Source organism: Burkholderia oklahomensis C6786 (genome assembly GCF_000959365.1).
Taxonomy (GTDB): domain Bacteria; phylum Pseudomonadota; class Gammaproteobacteria; order Burkholderiales; family Burkholderiaceae; genus Burkholderia; species Burkholderia oklahomensis.
Genome location: NZ_CP009555.1, coordinates 2,853,616 through 2,870,571, shown reverse-complemented (window position 1 = coordinate 2,870,571; position 16,956 = coordinate 2,853,616). Strand labels below are relative to the sequence as shown.

The 16,956-nt window shown below is 67.5% G+C and carries 20 protein-coding genes; 10 read left to right on the top strand and 10 right to left on the bottom strand.

Translation table 11 applies throughout. The features are described 5' to 3' along the window. Positions 1 to 37 precede the first annotated feature (37 nt). Positions 38 to 541: a dihydrofolate reductase gene (locus BG90_RS12955; protein ID WP_010116435.1), complete on the top strand. Its 504-nt coding sequence runs from the start codon at positions 38 to 40 to the stop codon at positions 539 to 541. A gap of 153 nt (positions 542 to 694) precedes the next feature. Here the strand turns inward: BG90_RS12955 and pmbA are convergent, their stop codons facing one another. Beyond that, positions 695 to 2,065, bottom strand: a complete 1,371-nt coding sequence (pmbA, locus tag BG90_RS12950) for a metalloprotease PmbA (RefSeq protein WP_010105440.1) — start codon at positions 2,063 to 2,065, stop codon at positions 695 to 697. A 144-nt stretch (positions 2,066 to 2,209) separates the two neighbouring features. Between pmbA and yjgA the strand changes: the two genes are divergently transcribed. Further along, entirely contained in the window at positions 2,210 to 2,818 is a 609-nt protein-coding gene (gene yjgA, locus BG90_RS12945) for a ribosome biogenesis factor YjgA (RefSeq protein ID WP_025989935.1), read from the top strand. After that, positions 2,799 to 3,419 (top strand): molybdopterin adenylyltransferase, encoded by a 621-nt coding sequence (gene mog, locus BG90_RS12940; protein WP_010116438.1) that lies wholly within the window; start codon positions 2,799 to 2,801, stop codon positions 3,417 to 3,419. Before yjgA ends, mog begins: the two co-directional genes overlap by 20 nt. 60 nt (positions 3,420 to 3,479) lie before the next feature. Here mog and orn read toward each other — a convergent pair whose 3' ends face one another. Next, complete coding sequence (gene orn / locus BG90_RS12935; protein WP_010105445.1) at positions 3,480 to 4,085, bottom strand: oligoribonuclease; 606 nt, start codon at positions 4,083 to 4,085, stop codon at positions 3,480 to 3,482. A gap of 125 nt (positions 4,086 to 4,210) precedes the next feature. On the opposite strand from orn, the gene BG90_RS12930 reads away from it, so the two are divergent. From BG90_RS12930 to BG90_RS12920, 3 genes are all read left to right on the top strand, one after another. Further along, positions 4,211 to 5,470, top strand: a complete 1,260-nt coding sequence (locus BG90_RS12930; RefSeq protein ID WP_010116440.1) for a M48 family metallopeptidase — start codon at positions 4,211 to 4,213, stop codon at positions 5,468 to 5,470. Continuing rightward, on the top strand, positions 5,467 to 6,411 hold the full coding sequence (gene rsgA / locus BG90_RS12925; protein ID WP_010116442.1) for a ribosome small subunit-dependent GTPase A: 945 nt from the start codon (positions 5,467 to 5,469) through the stop codon (positions 6,409 to 6,411). Before BG90_RS12930 ends, rsgA begins: the two co-directional genes overlap by 4 nt. 65 nt (positions 6,412 to 6,476) lie before the next feature. Further along, complete coding sequence (locus tag BG90_RS12920) at positions 6,477 to 6,794, top strand: putative signal transducing protein (protein ID WP_045568158.1); 318 nt, start codon at positions 6,477 to 6,479, stop codon at positions 6,792 to 6,794. 162 nt (positions 6,795 to 6,956) lie between these two features. On the opposite strand, the gene BG90_RS12915 is transcribed toward BG90_RS12920, so the two are convergent. Together BG90_RS12915 and BG90_RS12910 are read right to left on the bottom strand one after the other, a co-directional pair. Next, positions 6,957 to 7,895: a CobD/CbiB family protein gene (locus BG90_RS12915; protein ID WP_010105458.1), complete on the bottom strand. Its 939-nt coding sequence runs from the start codon at positions 7,893 to 7,895 to the stop codon at positions 6,957 to 6,959. Between the two features lie 102 nt (positions 7,896 to 7,997). Continuing rightward, the gene (locus tag BG90_RS12910; RefSeq protein ID WP_010105459.1) at positions 7,998 to 8,681 is read right to left on the bottom strand and encodes a CoA pyrophosphatase; all 684 of its coding nucleotides are present in this window, start codon (positions 8,679 to 8,681) and stop codon (positions 7,998 to 8,000) included. A gap of 164 nt (positions 8,682 to 8,845) precedes the next feature. Between BG90_RS12910 and BG90_RS35045 the strand changes: the two genes are divergently transcribed. Continuing rightward, the gene (locus BG90_RS35045) at positions 8,846 to 9,409 is read left to right on the top strand and encodes a hypothetical protein (RefSeq protein WP_124072257.1); all 564 of its coding nucleotides are present in this window, start codon (positions 8,846 to 8,848) and stop codon (positions 9,407 to 9,409) included. A gap of 569 nt (positions 9,410 to 9,978) precedes the next feature. Next, positions 9,979 to 10,572: a GNAT family N-acetyltransferase gene (locus BG90_RS12905; protein ID WP_010116446.1), complete on the top strand. Its 594-nt coding sequence runs from the start codon at positions 9,979 to 9,981 to the stop codon at positions 10,570 to 10,572. A gap of 265 nt (positions 10,573 to 10,837) precedes the next feature. Here the strand turns inward: BG90_RS12905 and rplS are convergent, their stop codons facing one another. From rplS to rpsP, 4 genes are all read right to left on the bottom strand, one after another. Next, positions 10,838 to 11,227, bottom strand: coding sequence for a 50S ribosomal protein L19 (rplS, locus tag BG90_RS12900; protein WP_010105463.1), 390 nt, complete (start codon positions 11,225 to 11,227; stop codon positions 10,838 to 10,840). Positions 11,228 to 11,364: 137 nt separating this feature from the next. Continuing rightward, the gene (gene trmD, locus BG90_RS12895) at positions 11,365 to 12,159 is read right to left on the bottom strand and encodes a tRNA (guanosine(37)-N1)-methyltransferase TrmD (protein WP_010116448.1); all 795 of its coding nucleotides are present in this window, start codon (positions 12,157 to 12,159) and stop codon (positions 11,365 to 11,367) included. Between the two features lies 1 nt (position 12,160). Beyond that, the gene (gene rimM, locus BG90_RS12890) at positions 12,161 to 12,850 is read right to left on the bottom strand and encodes a ribosome maturation factor RimM (RefSeq protein WP_010116449.1); all 690 of its coding nucleotides are present in this window, start codon (positions 12,848 to 12,850) and stop codon (positions 12,161 to 12,163) included. A 43-nt stretch (positions 12,851 to 12,893) separates the two neighbouring features. Then, the gene (rpsP, locus tag BG90_RS12885) at positions 12,894 to 13,148 is read right to left on the bottom strand and encodes a 30S ribosomal protein S16 (RefSeq protein ID WP_004189402.1); all 255 of its coding nucleotides are present in this window, start codon (positions 13,146 to 13,148) and stop codon (positions 12,894 to 12,896) included. A gap of 164 nt (positions 13,149 to 13,312) precedes the next feature. On the opposite strand from rpsP, the gene BG90_RS12880 reads away from it, so the two are divergent. Continuing rightward, positions 13,313 to 14,461, top strand: a complete 1,149-nt coding sequence (locus BG90_RS12880) for a PQQ-dependent sugar dehydrogenase (protein WP_010116450.1) — start codon at positions 13,313 to 13,315, stop codon at positions 14,459 to 14,461. 109 nt (positions 14,462 to 14,570) lie between these two features. Then, the gene (locus BG90_RS12875; protein WP_010105490.1) at positions 14,571 to 15,038 is read left to right on the top strand and encodes an NINE protein; all 468 of its coding nucleotides are present in this window, start codon (positions 14,571 to 14,573) and stop codon (positions 15,036 to 15,038) included. A gap of 36 nt (positions 15,039 to 15,074) precedes the next feature. On the opposite strand, the gene BG90_RS12870 is transcribed toward BG90_RS12875, so the two are convergent. Together BG90_RS12870 and BG90_RS12865 are read right to left on the bottom strand one after the other, a co-directional pair. Then, complete coding sequence (locus BG90_RS12870; RefSeq protein ID WP_010116451.1) at positions 15,075 to 16,232, bottom strand: PA0069 family radical SAM protein; 1,158 nt, start codon at positions 16,230 to 16,232, stop codon at positions 15,075 to 15,077. Between the two features lie 110 nt (positions 16,233 to 16,342). After that, positions 16,343 to 16,831: an Lrp/AsnC ligand binding domain-containing protein gene (locus BG90_RS12865; RefSeq protein ID WP_010105493.1), complete on the bottom strand. Its 489-nt coding sequence runs from the start codon at positions 16,829 to 16,831 to the stop codon at positions 16,343 to 16,345. Positions 16,832 to 16,956: the final 125 nt, after the last annotated feature.

The following is a 16,956-nucleotide window of genomic DNA, read 5'->3' as shown; positions in this document are numbered from 1 at the left end:
GTAGAATCGTGCCCTTCCGGCATCTTTTCTTTCCGTCATGACGACGCTGACCCTGATCGTCGCACGCGCCCGCAACGGCGTGATCGGCCGCGACAACCAACTTCCGTGGAAACTCCCCGAGGATCTCGCGTTCTTCAAGCGCACGACGATGGGCGCGCCGATCGTCATGGGCCGCAAGACGCACGAATCGATCGGCCGCCCGCTGCCCGGTCGCCGCAACATCGTCGTCACGCGCGACGCCGCGCGGCGCTTCGACGGCTGCGACACGGTCACGTCGCTCGACGACGCGCTCGCGCTCGCCGCGCGCGACGGCGCGGCCGAGGCGTTCCTGATCGGCGGCGCGCAGCTCTATGCGGAGGGCCTGCGGCACGCGGACAAGCTGGTCGTCACCGAGATCGACAAGGACTTCGAAGGAGACGCGTCGTTTCCCGCGCCCGATCCCGCGCAATGGGAAGAGGTGTCGCGCGACGCGCATCGCGCGGCGGAGCCGAACGATTTCACGTACGCGTTCGTCGTCTACCGCCGCAAGCGCGCCGGCTGACGCGGGCGGCGGCGCGCGTCCACGCGCCGCCGCGGCAAGGGCACCCAAAAAGACAAAACCCCTCGTTCCGAAAAACGAGGGGTTCGTCAGCATTCTGAAGCGCCGCCTGCCGCGGCGCTTTTCGCTTTTGCGCGATCGAACCGATCGCGGCGCTCACTGCCCTGCGATCGTCATCTGCTCGATGAGCACCGAGCCCGTCGCCTTCGTCCCGCGCACGATCGAATCCGCGCCAATCGCGACGATGTGGCGGAACATCTCCTGCAGCGTGCTCGCGACAGTGATCTCCTCGACCGGATACTGGATCTCGCCGTTCTCGACCCAGAAGCCCGCCGCGCCGCGCGAATAATCGCCCGTCACGTAGTTGACGCCCTGCCCCATCAGTTCGGTCAGCAGAAGACCCGTGCCGAGCTTCTTCAGCATCGCGTCGAAGTCGTCGGTCGGCCGCGTGCGCGCGCTCTTCAGCGCGATGTTGTGCGAGCCGCCCGCGTTGCCGGTCGTCTGCGTGCCGAGCTTGCGCGCCGAGTACGTCGACAGGAAATAGCCCTCGACGACGCCGTCCTTCACGACACTGCGCGCGCGCGTGCGAACGCCTTCCTCGTCGAACGGCGCGCTGCCCATCGCGCGCGGCACGTGCGGGTCCTCGACGATCTGCACGTGCGGCGCGAACACCTCTTTGCCGAGGCTGTCGACGAGGAACGACGTCTTGCGATACAGCGCGCCGCCGCTCACCGCCTGCACGAACGCGCCGAGCAAGCCCGCCGCGAGCGGCGCCTCGAACAGCACGGGCACCTTGCGCGTATCGAGGCGGCGCGCGCCCATCCGCGCGAGCGCACGCTCGGCCGCATAGCGGCCGACCGACTCGGGCGACGCGAGCTCGTCCGCGCGGCGCTTCGACGTGTACCAGTCGTCGCGCTGCATGTGGCGGCCGCTGCCCGCGATCGGCGCGCACGCGACGTAGTGGCGCGAGTACGGATAGCCGCCGAGGAAGCCTCGCGACGTCGCGAGCACGAACTGCGAGTGCTGCGCGGACACGCTCGCGCCCTCCGAATTGCGGATCTGCGGGCTGACCGCGAACGCGGCGTCCTCCGAGCGGCGCGCGATGTCGACCGCCTCGTCGGCCGAGATGCGCCATGGATGATAGAGATCGAGATCGCGCGGATCGGTTTCGAGCAGCTCGGCTTCGGCGAGCCCCGCCGCGTCGTCCTCGGCCGTGAAGCGCGCGATGTTGTACGCGGCCGCGACCGTGTCCTGCAGCGCGGCGGGCGAGAAATCCGACGTGCTCGCGTTGCCGCGCTTCTTGCCGATGAAGACGGTCACGCCGACCGTCTTGTCGCGGTTGTGCTCGATCGTCTCGACTTCGCCGCGCCGCACCGACACCGACAGGCCGTCGCCCTCGGAGATTTCGGTCGCGGCGTCGGTCGCGCCGAGCGCCTTCGCGTGCCGGAGGATGTCCGTCGCGATTTCTTTCAGTTCGTCCTGCGTGTGCGGAAAATAGTGCGCTTGGGCGTCGAGATTTGCAGCCATCGTCGTGGTATCCGGTGGCGGGCGGGGCGCCCGCGTGTTTCAAAATGTGCGTATTCCGCGATCATAGCAAGGTCCGGCGCGGGCGACGCGGGTCGGCGAACGCGGTGCGCGGCGTGTGGTGCGCGGCGCGATACAATGCCGTCCATGACACGCAAAACCCGTATCCAACCGATCGAGCCCGCCGCCGAAGACGCCGGCCACGGTTACGATCGCCCCAGCAAGTCCCAATTGAAGCGCGACATGCACGCGTTGCAGGAACTGGGCGTCGCCCTCGTCGAGCTGCCGAAGGATGCGTTCAAGCGCATGCCGATGCCGGAGGATCTCGCCGAAGCCGTGCGCGAGGCGCGCCGCATTACCGATCATGAGGGCAAACGCCGCCAGATCCAGTACGTCGGCCGCGTGATGCGCTCGCTCTCCGCCGACGAGACGGCCGCGCTGCGCGCGGCGCTCGACACGCAGCGCGGCGTCAACAAGGCCGAGACGGCGCGCCTGCACTGGATCGAGCGCACCCGCGAGCAGCTGCTCGCGAGCGACGACGCGCTGACCGCGTTCATCCACGAGCATCCGGCCGCCGACGTGCAGGAAGGCCGCATGCTGATCCGCAACGCGCGCAGGGAAGCGCAGCAGGGCAAGCCGCCCCGCTACTTCCGCGAGCTGTTCCAGTGGATCAAGACGGCGAGCGGCGCGGCAGGCGACGCGGACGATTCGCCCGATCACTCCTCTTCTTCCGACGATGACGACGACGAAGCGTAACCATCCCGACGAACTCGTGATCGGCCTCGTGTCGATCAGCGATCGCGCGAGCAGCGGCGTGTACGAGGACAAAGGCATTCCCGCGCTGAAGGAGTGGCTCGCGTCGGCGCTTGCGTCGCCGTGGCGGGCCGAGACGCGGCTCATCCAGGACGACGCGCCGACGATCTCGGCGACGCTCGTCGAGCTCGTCGACACGGCCGGCTGCGACCTCGTGCTGACGACGGGCGGCACGGGCCCCGCGCGCCGCGACGTGACGCCCGAGGCGACGCTCGCGGTCGCGACGAAGGAGATGCCGGGCTTCGGCGAGCAGATGCGGCAGATCAGCCTGAATTTCGTGCCGACCGCGATCCTGTCGCGGCAGGTCGCGGTGATTCGCGAGACCGCGGATCACGCGGCGCTGATCGTGAACCTGCCCGGCCAGCCGAAATCGATCAAGGAAACGCTCGAAGGGCTGCGCGGCGACGACGGCAAGGTCGAGGTGCCGGGCATTTTCGCTGCCGTGCCGTATTGCATCGACCTGATCGGCGGCCCTTACGCGGAGACGAATCCGGCCGTATGCGCGGCGTTCCGGCCGAAGAGCGCGGTGCGCGCGCAGAAGTGAACGCCGCGGCGCAGCGCCGCCTGTCTCCTCAGCCCGGCACCACGACGCGCGGGCCGCCGCTCAAGCGGTTTCGCCGGCCGGCGCGGCCGGAATCAGGAAATGCTCGCGGTAGTACTTGAGCTCGTCGATCGACTCGTGGATGTCGGCAAGCGCCGTATGCATCGCGCGCTTCTGGAAGCCCTTGTAGATCGCGGGCTGCCAGCGCCGGCACAGCTCCTTGAGCGTGCTAACGTCGAGGTTGCGGTAATGGAAGAAGCGCTCGAGCTCCGGCATCCAGCGCGCCATGAAGCGGCGGTCCTGGCAGATCGAGTTGCCGCACATCGGCGACTTGCCGGGCGGCACGTGCTGGCCGAGGAACGCCTCGATCTGCGCGGCGGCGTCCGCCTCGGTGACGGTCGACGCGCGCACGCGGTCGATGAGGCCGGAACGGCCGTGCGTGTTCTTGTTCCAGTCGTCCATCTTCGCGAGCGTCTCGTCGCTCTGATGGATCGCGAACACGGGCCCTTCGACCGCGATGTCGAGGGTCGAATTGGTGACGACGACGGCGATCTCGATGATGCGGTCGCTGTCCGGGTTCAGGCCCGTCATTTCCATGTCGAGCCAGACGAGGTTCAGTTCGTTGCGAACGAGCGCGGGCTGGCCGGCCACGGCGGAGATATCGGTCATGAGCAATCCTGGGAAATGGGCGGGCGGCGCGCGCCGCCACGCGGACCGGCAAACGATGAGCGGGCCGGGTCCGCAAGAACATATAATTCTCGCATAGATACCACTAGCCACCACTAGCGCCCTCGATGTCCGCCTATACCTTCACCCTGCTCTTCGCCGTCGCGCTCGTCGCGATGACGGGCACCAAGCTGTGGCTCGCGTCGCGGCAGATCCGCTTCGTCGCCGCGCATCGCGGCCGCGTGCCCGCGCAGTTCCGCGAAACGATCCCGCTTTCCGCGCACCAGCGCGCCGCCGACTACACGGTCGAGCGCACCCGGCTCACGATGTTCGAGATCGTCGTCGGCTCGGCCGTGCTCGTCGGGCTCACGCTCCTGGGCGGCGTCGGCGCGCTCGACTCGCTCCTCACCGGCTGGCTCGGCCACGGCTACGGCCAGCAGGTCGCGCTCGTCGCCGCGGTGCTCGTGATCTCGAGCGTCGTCGACCTGCCGTTCGAGTACTACCGCCAGTTCGGCATCGAAGAGCGCTTCGGCTTCAACCGGATGACGAAGCGCCTGTTCTTCGCCGATCTCGCGAAGAACGCGCTCCTCGGCGCGGCGCTCGGGCTGCCGCTCCTGTTCGTCGTGCTGTGGCTGATGAACCAGGCGGGCGCGCTCTGGTGGCTGTGGACGTGGGCCGTGTGGGTCGGTTTCCAGATGCTCGTCCTCGTGCTCTACCCCACTTTCATCGCGCCGCTCTTCAACAAGTTCGAGCCGCTGTCCGACGACGCGCTGCGCACGCGGATCGAAGGACTGATGAAGCGCTGCGGCTTCGCGGCGAAGGGCCTCTTCGTGATGGACGGCAGCCGCCGCTCCGCGCACGGCAATGCGTACTTCACGGGATTCGGCGCGGCGAAGCGGATCGTGTTCTTCGATACGCTGCTCGCCCGCCTGACGGGCAACGAGATCGAAGCCGTGCTCGCGCACGAGCTCGGCCATTTCAAACGCCGCCACGTGATGAAGCGAATGCTCTGGACGTTCGCGCTGAGCCTCGCGCTCCTCGCGCTACTCGGCTGGCTCGCGCAGCGCGCGTGGTTCTACACGGGCCTCGGCGTGATGCCGTCGCTCGCCGGCAGCAACGCGGGCGTCGCGCTCGTGCTGTTCTTCCTGTCGATGCCGGTATTCCTGTTCTTCGTCACGCCGCTCGGCAGCCTGAACTCGCGCAAGCACGAGTTCGAGGCCGACGCGTTCGCCGCGAGCCAGACCGACGCGCACGACCTCGTCAACGCGCTCGTGAAGCTCTACGAAGACAACGCGTCGACGCTCACGCCCGACCCCGTCTACACCGCGTTCTACTACTCGCACCCGCCCGCGTCGCAACGGATCGACCGGCTGCTCCAGCTCTCATGAAGCGCGCGCCGACGAATCAGCCGGCCAAGGCGGCCGCGCGCGGCGGCGAGCGCGTCGAAGGACGCGTGATCGCCGCGCACGGCCGCCACTACATCGTCGCGCCCGCCGACGGCGGCCCGATGCTGCAGTGCTTTCCGCGCGGCAAGAAGAGCGACGTCGCGGTCGGCGACCGCGTCGTCTACGAACGGACGTCGGCCGACCAGGGCGTGATCGTCGAGATCGGCGAGCGGCGCAACCTGCTTTACCGCTCCGACCAGTTCAAGTCGAAGCTCTTCGCCGCGAATCTCGATCAGTTGCTGATCGTGCTCGCGACCGAGCCGTACTTCAGCGAAGACCTGCTCGGCCGCGCGCTGATCGCCGCCGAGGCGAACGAGCTGAAGCCGATCGTCCTGCTGAACAAGATCGACGTCGAAGCCGCGCTGCCGGTTGCGCGCGAGCGCTTGGCGCCGTACCGCGCGCTCGGCTACGACGTGCTCGAGCTGTCGATCAAGGGCGCGCCCGACGACGCGCGCGCGCAACTCGCGCCGCGCCTCGCCGGCCATTCGACGATCCTGCTCGGCCAGTCGGGGATGGGCAAATCGACGCTCGTGAACCTGCTCGTGCCCGACGCCGAGGCGGCGACGCGCGAGATCTCCGCGGCGCTCAACAGCGGCCGCCACACGACGACGTTCACGCGCCTCTACCCGCTCGACGGCGGCGGCGCGCTGATCGATTCGCCCGGCTTCCAGGAGTTCGGGCTCTATCATCTGACGGAAGGCCGCCTCGAGCGCGCGTTCCCGGAGTTCCGGCCGCTGTTGCCGCACTGCCGTTTCTATAATTGTCATCATCTGCACGAGCCGGGCTGTGCGATCCTGGAAGCCGTCGCCGACGGCAAGATCGCGCCCTCGCGCCACACGCTGTATGCGCAGCTCGTGCACGAGGCGAGCCAGATCGTCCGCTAGCCGGGCGCCCCGGCGGCCGCGAGCCGCCCGCTCGCCCGTTCGTCACGCACGGAGGAGACGCCGCGATGCGCTTCAGGGCCCCCAATCTCGCGACCGCCCAGCACTGGGCGAACGTACTCGACGTGGCGGGCGTCGGCTGCGAGCTGCACAACCGCTTCGCGGGCGGCGCGCTCGGCGGCCTGCCGATCGACGCGTGCCTGCCCGAGATATGGCTCGACGACGAGCGCGACGAGGCGCTCGCGCGGCGGCTGATCGAGGCGGCGTCGGCCGGGCCGCCCGCCGGCGCGGCGCCGTGGCGCTGCGCGCGCTGCGGCGAGACGCTCGACGCGCAGTTCACCGCGTGCTGGCATTGCGGCGCGAGCCGCGACCCGCGCGACGGCTGACGCCGCGCTTTGCCCCCGCTTTACGCGCAACTGGCGCCGATTCGGGCGTCCGCACCCCGCACCGGGCGACAGAAGACGCAAAAAAAGCCGGCTCGAAGCCGGCTCTTTCTCAGGCGATCGTCGCCGGTCCGGACGAAGAACGCGCTACGCCCCGCCTTTGCGTCACGACACCCAGACGGCAATCGTCAACATCAGCAGGAGCAGCATCCACAGGATCACCGCGCGCCACACGAGGCCGACGGCCGACTGCAGCGTGCGCGGCGTGCAGTCGTCGCCGACGGTCATCGGGCCGCTGTCGCCGGCCGCCAGCGCATCGACGCTCGACGGCTCCGCGAGCGGGCCTGCGAGCCGCGCGCCGAGCGCGCCGCTGCCGGCCGCGAGCAGCACGCCATCGTTCGGGTCGGGCCACTGGCGCGTGTGATTGCGCCACGCGTAGATCGCATCCTCGAAGTTGCCGACGATCGCGAAGCCGAGCGCGGTCAGGCGCGCCGGCACCCAGTCGATCACGAAGAACGCGCGCTGCGCGAACGTCGAGAACGCCGCGGTGCGGTCGTCCGCCGGCGCCGACCAGCTACGCGCCAGATATTCGGCGATCCGGTACAGCACCGCGCCCGCGGGGCCGACCGGCAGCACGAACCAGAAGAACACGCCGAACACGTGGCGGTGCGACGCGACGACCGCATGGATCAGCGTATGGCGGACGATCTCGCCGACCGGCATGTCGACCGTGTCGATGCCCGTCCATTCGCGCAGGATGTCGCGCGCGCGCGGCACATCGTCGTTGTTGAGCGCGAGGTGGATGTCGGTGAAGTAATGGCTGAACTGCCGGAAGCCGAGCGTAAAGTACACGACGACGACGTTCCAGAGGAACGCGAGCACGAAGCTCACCTTGTACAGCAGGAAATAGACGAGCCCGACGGCGAGCACCCAGGGCAGCACGACGACGAGCCACGCGAGCACGCCGTGCTTCCGCTTGCCGGCGTCGAAGCCGTGCGCAGCCGATTCCGCATGGGACTGAAACAGCGCGAAGACCGGATTGCTCGGCGACAGCGCGCGGACCTGTTCGATGATGAGGGCAAGGAGAACCGAGAAGAAAGTCATGCGAAGGGCCGTGCCGTTCTGGGATGATTGATTTTTCGCGTAACGATAGCACAGCGGACGCGCCGGATGGCCCGCGGCGTGCGTCGATTGCGGCGCCCGCCGCTAGGCCGCGAGGAAGCGGTATAGGTTGCGCAGCATGCCGGCCGTCGCCCCCCAGATGAAGTACTGGCCGCCGACCGGTCCGCGCGAATACGGCATCGCGAAAAAGCGGCGCTCGCCGCCCTCCCAGCGGAACACCCGCACCTGGTGATGCACGGGATTCATCAGGAAATCGAGCGGCACCTCGAAGATCTCGGCAACTTCGAGCGTGTCCGCCTGCACCGTGAACGGCGGATGCACGAGCGCGACGACGGGCGTCACGCAAAAGCCGGTGCCCGTCAGATAGTCGGGCAGCGCACCCAGCAATTCGACGTGCTCGCGCGCGAGCGCGATCTCCTCGTGCGCCTCGCGCAGCGCGGTGGCGTTCGCATCGCGATCGTCGGGCTCGCGGCGCCCGCCCGGAAAGCTGATCTGGCCGGCGTGGTCGTTCAGGTGGTCGGCGCGCTGCGTGAGCAGCACGGTCAAGCCGCGCTCGCGCATGACGATCGGCACGAGCACGGCCGCGCTGCGCGGATCGACGCCTTCGACGAGTTGCACCTCGGCGGGCTCCTGCATCCATTCGAGCGGTCGCGCGAAGCGCTCGCGCAGGCCCTCGGGCGTCAGCAACGGCGGCGGGACGGCCGGCAGGCCGGCGCCGGTCGTCTCGATCGGCAGCACTTCGGGGTCGATGATGGGGCGACGGATCAAGGGGACGCTCTTCTCGGAATGGATACGATCACATTGTCGCGCCGGAAAGAAAAAAGCGCTCGCCGTGGCGGGTCGTCGGACGACACGCTCATCAGAGAAAAAACCACCGCGGGTTCGGCCGACGTTTTTTGTCGATTCTCGGCTCATTATATGGCGCCTGACCAATGCCGTCCGCAGTTCGCCGGCCGGACGCATGCAAAAAGCAGCGGAAAATGCCGCGCGAAATGCCGATGGCCGAACGCGGCAAATCCATGCTCGAAACGGCCTGCATCGGGATGTTCGACTCGGAAACGGCGGCGCGAAGATTGGCCGGAGCGGCGGTTCGCGGCGAGCGGCGCGGGTCGACTCGCGCCGTATCGGCCGATTTCGTCATGCCGTCGAGTGGCGCTTGCGCCGCCCTTTCGCTCTTTCACACGTCTCGATTCGGCGGGCGGATTCGGCTCCGCAATTCGGCTCCGGACTGCCCGCAGGCGCGGGACGCCGACGAAATTCGAGCAAAAATGTCAAAACGCCGTCTTGAAGAGGCTCGACGATCGATCGCAAAAAAAGCACAGCGCCACAATATGCAGCGGGCAGCCTGTTTAGACTGGCGTTGGCGTCGGCTCGAGTCGCGGCGGCGGACGGGCACGAGGCGCACCCTCACCCATTCGGCGCGAACTCGGCGGCGGCGTTTTGCCGTCAGGCCGAGCGGGTTTCCAGAGCGACCGCCGATGGCGCTGGGCGAGTAACGGCGTTTGCGCGTATTTTCCGGCGAGCCGCACGGGTCCCGGCCGCCTGGCCATCCGGCGCGCGAAAGGAACAGGAAATCGTCGGGCGGCGCACGCGTGCTTTCAGGTTTCGCGCCCGAAGTCGCCTCGCGACGATCGAGCCCGAGGAAGCCGCACGCTCAGAATGCAGCGATACTACGTCCGCGGCGGCCCCGCTTGCCGATCGATATGCGCAATGCGTCCGGCGCTCACGAAATGCCTGGCGCCTGTGCCGATCGAACGAGAATCGGCACGCATGAGCGCCCCTGTCCGCGCGTCTCGCGGATGCGGCAACCTGAATGTGACCGCATTCGACGCGGGCGCTTCGCCCGAGAATCGAGTTCTTCAGGCCCAATTTCGGTGCGTACGGATCGATACGAATCCAATCGATTCGACTTCGCTACCGGCGAATACCGGGAGTCTGAAGCCTGCGCGAGCGCCGCGCTTCCGGCAACACGATTCGGCATCCGGCGGGCGGACGATTGCCGGATCCACATGAACCGCGATCGGCGCCACGCCGAGAGCCCCCGACATCACGACGACTACACGCCATGACGAACGCCCATGCACTCCGATCGATTCGCTATAACGACGCGCCGGAAGCGCTCCGGCGTCAGTTCGCCCTGCTGCACCAACGCGTCGACCCCGACGACGCATTCGAACCCGGCGACACGGCGCCCGTGCTTCACGACCCGCGCCTCGACGCGATGTCGTTCTACGTGTCGGCGCCGAAAAGCCGCGACGTCGCCAGCTACGCGGCGGTCGTGCGCAAGACGATTTCGCATGCGGGCGAACGCTTTTCGATCGGCGGCCTCAGTTGGGTCGCGACCGATCCCGCCCATCGGCGCGCGGGGCTCGGAACGCGCACGGTCGCGGCGGCGACGCAGTGGATGGAAGCAAGCGGCATCGACATCGGCGTGTTCACGTGCGATCCGCCGCTCGCGAGCTTCTATGCGCGAGCCGGACGCTGGCCGCTCGCCTCGCGCGTCACGCTGATCGGCAGCCGTGCGGACGGCGCGCTGCGCAGCGATACGCTGAACAAGGTCGTCCTGATGCGGTTGTTTTCAGCGAAGGCTCGGGCGGCCGAAGCGGAACTGAGCCGCGCGACGATCGATCTCGATCTGCCGCTCGGCCAGTTTCTATGAGCGGATGCGGCGCGCCTTCGGACCGGCGATCGAAATCCGGGGCCACCGGAATGCCGGCCGGCTTCCGGCATCGCACGCGCAGCGCGTCGAGTCGCCCGCGATCGCTTGGATGCACGCGGATTCAGCGGATACAAAAAAGCCGCGACGTCGCCGCGGCTTTCGACAGGCTGCAAAAAAAACGCCGTGCGGATGCTCCCGCACGGCGCCTTTTCACGCCTGGCGGAACGCACCCCGAATTGGATCCGGCGCGCGTTCCCGACTGCGCTTACTGTTGCGCAGCAGCGGCGCGATCCTTCGACACCAGCTTTTCCTTGATTCGAGCCGACTTGCCCGAACGCTCGCGCAGGTAGTACAGCTTCGCGCGACGCACGTCGCCGCGGCGCTTCACGACGATGCTCGCCAAGAGCGGCGAGTACGTCTGGAACGTACGCTCGACGCCTTCGCCCGACGAAATCTTGCGGACGATGAACGACGAGTTCAAACCACGGTTGCGCTTCGCGATCACGACGCCTTCGTAAGCCTGAACGCGCTTACGGGTGCCTTCCACCACGTTCACGTTCACGATCACCGTGTCGCCCGGGGCGAATTCGGGAATCGTCTTGCCTGCGAGCGCGCGCTCGATCTCTTCCTGCTCAAGTTTTGCGATCAGATTCATCACTGACTCCTAAAGCCATCTTGTCGGCGTTCGCACCTGCCGGTCGCCCGGCTCGGCCCCGATAGAGGATGGATTCACATCAGGCGCCGCGCACGCATGCACGACGCCGCCATATTCGCGAACGGAGCGCCGCCGCCTCAGGAGGCCTGCTTCGCTTCTTTCGCGAGACTTGCAAGCCACGCCTCGTCGGCCCGGCTCAGCAACTTTTCGCGACGCGCCCGCGCAATCAGATCGGGGCGCTTCGCCACGGTATTTCTCAACGCTTCCTGCCGACGCCAGCGCTCGATCTCGGCATGGTGCCCGCCGAGCAGCACGTCCGGCACTCGCGCGCCCTCGTACTCCTCGGGGCGCGTATAGTGCGGGCAATCGAGCAGCCCGTCGGCAAAACTATCCTGCACGGCCGACTGCGCGTCGTTCAACACGCCCGGCAGTTGGCGCACGACGGCGTCCATCAGCGCCATCGCCGGCAATTCGCCGCCCGACAGCACGAAGTCGCCGAGGCTCAACTCCTCGTCGACGCAACGATCGATCAGACGCTGGTCGATCGCCTCGTAGCGGCCGCACAACAGCACGACGCCCGGCTCCGCGACCATCCGCATCACGCGTTCGTGCGTGAGCGGCGCGCCCTGCGGCGACATCATCACGACGCGCGACGCCGCAACGCCTTGCGCCGCCTGCGCGGCCTTCGCCGCACCGATCGCCGCCTCGAGCGGCTTCGCGAGCATCACCATGCCGGGACCGCCGCCGTACGGGCGATCGTCGACGGTGCGGTAGTTGTCGGTCGTGAAATCGCGCGGATTCCACGTGCGCAAGCCGAACCGTCCCTGCTTCACCGCGCGGCTCGTAATGCCCCAGTCTGTCAACGCGCGAAACATCTCCGGAAAGAGTGTGACGACGTCGAACTGGATCGCGCTCTGCGTGGCTTCGTCCATTTCAGTAATCGGCTTCCCAGTCGACGACGATGCGCCCCGCCGCCTGCTCGACCGCTTTCACGTATACGCCGACGAACGGAATCAGCCGCTCGCCGACTGCCGGCCGGCCGTCCTTGCCGGTCGTCGGATACTCGACGCGCATGATCGAATGCACGCCGTTGTCGATCATGTCGGCGATCTTGCCGAGCGCGACGCCCGCCTCGTTGACGACGTCGAGGCCGATCAGGTCGACCCAGTAGAACTCGTCGTCGGCGAGTGCGGGGAAATCGCCGCGGCGCACGAACACGCGGAAGCCGCGCAGCGCGAGCGCCGCATCTCGATCGACGGAGCCGGCCGGATGCGCGACGACCGCGCCGCCATGCAACTTCGCTTGCGTGATGCGCGCGAATTTTCGCTCCGCGCCTTTTTGCAGCCACCAGTCGCGGGCTCCGAGGAGCGCATCGCCGCCTCGACCCGCACCGGCGTGGGCCGCGAGCTTGACCCAGCCTTTGAGGCCGTACGCATCGACGACCGCGCCGACCTCGACCGCATCGTCCGGCCACGACTGCGCCGTTTCGATGCGAATTGCTTCCGAATCAGCCGCGCCGCCGCCCGCCTCTTTCGTGGGCGCGCGCTCGACGGGCTTGCGGACGAATACGCCGAACGACGGCGACTGCCCGCGCTTTGCGCTACCGGAGTCGTGACCAGCCATCAACGAACCTCGCAGCCGGCACTTCCGGCACGCCGCGCCATTATTAGGCAGCCGGCTGCGCCTTTTGCGCTTGCTTGACGAGACGCTCGACGGTCGGCGACAGTTGTGCGCCGACGCCTTGCCAGTACGTCAGACGGTCTTGAGCGATGCGCAGCGCTTCGCCCTTCGTCGCGACCGGGTTGTAGAAGCCGACGCGCTCGATGAAGCGGCCGTCACGACGGTTGCGCGAATCGGTAGCGACGATGTTGTAGAACGGGCGCTTCTTCGAGCCGCCGCGAGCCAGACGGATGATGACCATATGAATTCCTTCGGGAAACCGGGTTCGAAAACTACTGAAACGTGCGATTATAGCCGGAAACCGATGGCGCAACAAACACTTACCCGGCAAAAATCCCGGAAGCGCGCTCCGGAGGCTTACAATTCCCCCATCGCGCGCTTCGCGCTCGTCCGCCTTCGACCGCCATGCGTCCGCTCATCTCCCTGTCGCGCATCGTTTCCTCAGGCCTGCCGACGCTGCTGCGCACCGCGGCCGCCGCCTGTCTCGTTCTCGCGACAATCGCCGCGTCGGCCGCACTGCCGATCGACGCGTTGAGCGTGCCGCCCGGCTTTCGCGTCCAGGTGCTCGCCGACGACGTGCCCGCCGCACGCGAAATGGCGTGGTCGCCGCGCGGAATTCTGTACGTCGGCAGCATGGAGGGCCGCGTGCATGCGCTCGTCGTGCGCGACGGCCATGTGCGGGCGCACCATGTGATCGCGTCGGGACTCGAGATGCCGGTCGGCGTCGCGTATCGCAATGGCGCGCTGTACGTATCGGCCGTGTCGCGAATTCTACGCCTCGACCGGATCGACGAACGGCTCGCCGCACCGCCGAAGCCCGTCGTCGTCACGGACGCACTGCCGACCGAGCGTCATCACGGCTGGAAGTTCATCGCGTTCGGCCCCGACGGCAAGCTCTACGTGCCGACGGGCGCGCCGTGCAACATCTGCGTCGCCGACCGCGACCGCTACGCGATGATCGGTCGGATGAACCCCGATGGCAGCGGCTACGAGGTCTACGCGCGCGGCGTGCGCAACACGGTCGGCTTCGCATGGCATCCGGCGACGAGCGAACTCTGGTTCACCGACAACGGCCGCGACCTGATGGGCGACGACCGCCCCGACGACAAGCTGAACCGCGCGCCGCACGCGGGCCTCGACTTCGGCTATCCGTTCTGCCATGGCGGCGACGTGCTCGATCCGCAGTTCGGGCGCGGCCACACGTGCGCGAGCTACGTGCCGCCCGTGCTCAAGCTGGGCGCGCACGTCGCCGCGCTCGGCATGCGCTTCTACACGGGCGACATGTTCCCGCCCGAATACCGCAACAACATCTTCATCGCCGAGCACGGCTCGTGGAACCGCAGCCGCAAGGTCGGCTACCGGGTCATGCGCGTGATCGCCTCGCCGGACGGCCGATCCGCGCATCAGGAAGCGTTCGCCCAGGGATGGCTGAGGCCCGACGAAAGCGTCTGGGGCCGTCCGGCGGACGTGCTGCCGCTGCCGGACGGATCGCTTCTCGTCAGCGACGACTATGCGGGCGCAATCTACCGGATCACCTACGATGCGGCGCATTGACGCAGCCGCTGCGTGACCGTGCGGCGCCCCGCATCGTAGAATGCGAGCCGACCGCCGCGCCCCCGCCTTGCCGGGGCGCCCACGAAGAAGACCCACTACCCTGCCCGACATGTCCAGCAGCACGTCCACCCCACCCCGCTTTCGCTCGAAGACGCTCACCGCACTGCTCGCATTCCTGTTCGGCTCGCTCGGCGCACACCGATTCTATTTGCACGGCTGGAAGGACCTCGCCGGCTGGGCGCATTTGCTCGCGACGATCGTCGGCATTCCCGGGTTCCTGCTGCTCGCGGCGTCGGGACGCACGGCCGCGCTCGGCTGGTGGCTCGCCGTGCCGGGCGCGATATCGCTGCTCGCCGCGTTCCTCGCCGCGCTCGTCTATGGGCTGCGCGCCGACGACAAATGGGACGCGCAATTCAACGCCGCCACGGGCCGCCACAGCCGCTCCGGCTGGGGCGTCGTGTTCGTCGTGATCTTTTCGCTGCTGATCGGCGCATTCCTGCTGATGACGGGGCTCGCACTCGCTTTCCAGACCTATTTCGAATCGCAGGTCGAGGCCGCGAAGCAGATCTCGCAATGACACATCCGCAGGCTCCGTCGACGCACCACGCGCGAATCAAAACAGGCTGAGCTGCGAACCGTCGTCCGCCTTCGGCGCTGCATTTGGCCGCCCGAGCGGCTTCGGCTGCTTCGGCCGCTGCGGCGCGCGAAACTGCGAGAAATCAAGAATGCCGCGCGTGCGCTCGTTCAGCCCGCAGCGCTTGACCGCCATCCTGAAGCGCTGCCTGAGCAGATCCGCCCACATCCCTTCGCCCTTCATCCGCCGGCTGAAATCCGAGTCGTAATCCTTGCCGCCGCGCATGTCCCGCACGCGCGCCATCACGCGCTCCGCGCGATCCGGGAAATGCGCGGCAAGCCATTCGGAGAAAAGCGGCGCGACCTCCCACGGCAGCCGCAGCACGATATAGCTTGCGTGGGTCGCACCCGCATCCGCGCAAGCCTCCAGCACGCGCTCGAGATCGGGCTCGGTGACGAACGGGATCATCGGCGCGACGCTCACGCCAACCGGCACGCCCGCGTCGCGCAGCGCACGGATCGTCCGCAGCCGGCGCGAAGGCGTCGCGGCGCGCGGCTCGAGCGCACGCGCGAGTTCGGAATCGAGCGTCGTGATCGTGACGGCCGCCATTACCTGCTGACGCTCGGCCATCCGAGCAAGCAAGTCGAGATCGCGCTCGATCAGCGACGACTTCGTGATCGCGGCGAACGGCTGCCCGTGATCGTGCATCACCTGGATCACTTGCCGCGTGATCCGCAGCTCGCGCTCGACCGGCTGATACGCGTCGGTGTTCACGCCCAGCGCGATCGGCTCCGCCACGTAACGCGGCTTCGCGAGCTCGCGCTCGAGCAATTCCGCCGCATTCACTTTCGCGTAGATCCGGCTCTCGAAATCGAGCCCCGGCGACAGTCCGAGGTAGCTGTGCGTCGGCCGCGCGAAGCAGTAGATGCAGCCGTGCTCGCAGCCGCGGTACGGATTCAGCGACACGTTGAACGGAATGTCCGGCGAAGCGTTGCGCGTGAGGATCGTCCTCGCGCGCTCCTCGAACACCTGGGTGCGCAACGGGACAGGCGGCTCGCGTTCGTCGCGCGCCCAGCCGTCGTCGACCAACTCGCGCTCGACGGTCTCGTAGCGCCCCTGCAGGTTGTCCACCGCGCCGCGCCCCTTGCGGGGCACGGGCGGCGCCACCTGATATTCGACGTCGGATCGATCGCTCATCACGCCTCTGGTAAGCGGCCGAAGCCGCCAATGACAATGTCGCCAATTACTGTATATTTATACAGTAATTGGCGACACGTGCCAAGCGCTTCGAATGCGCGCTCCCGCGCTCACTCGTCGACCGCGATCATCAGCGTCTCCTTGATTTCCTCCATCACGACGTAGCTCTTCGACTGCACGGCGCCCGGCAACTGCAGCAGGATGTCGCCGAGCAGCTTCCGGTAGTCGGCCATCTCGCCGATCCGCGCCTTGATCAGATAGTCGAAGTCGCCCGACACGAGATGGCATTCGAGTACTTCGTCGATCTTCATCACCTCGCGGCGGAACTGCTCGAACATGTTGCCGTTCTTGTGATCGAGCGTGATCTCGACGAACACGAGGAGCGACGCGCCGAGTTGCGCAGGATCGACGCGCGCGTGGTAACCCGTGATCACGCCGTCGCGCTCCATCCGCCGCACCCGCTCGATGCAGGGCGTGACCGTCAGTCCGACGCGCTCGGCGAGGTCCTTCATCGCCATGCGGCCGTCCTCTTGCAGCAGCTTCAGAATACGCCGGTCCAGCTTGTCGAGCGCGCGTACCGGCTGACGTTGAGTTCTCATCGCTTTTTTACTGAAAATTGGAAAAATACAATAACAAAACCTAGTGACTCAACAATACCATAGCGCAAAAAACTAGGTCGGATGCAGATCGCAGAGCGCATCGGGTGCGCCGCGCGCCGTCCGGC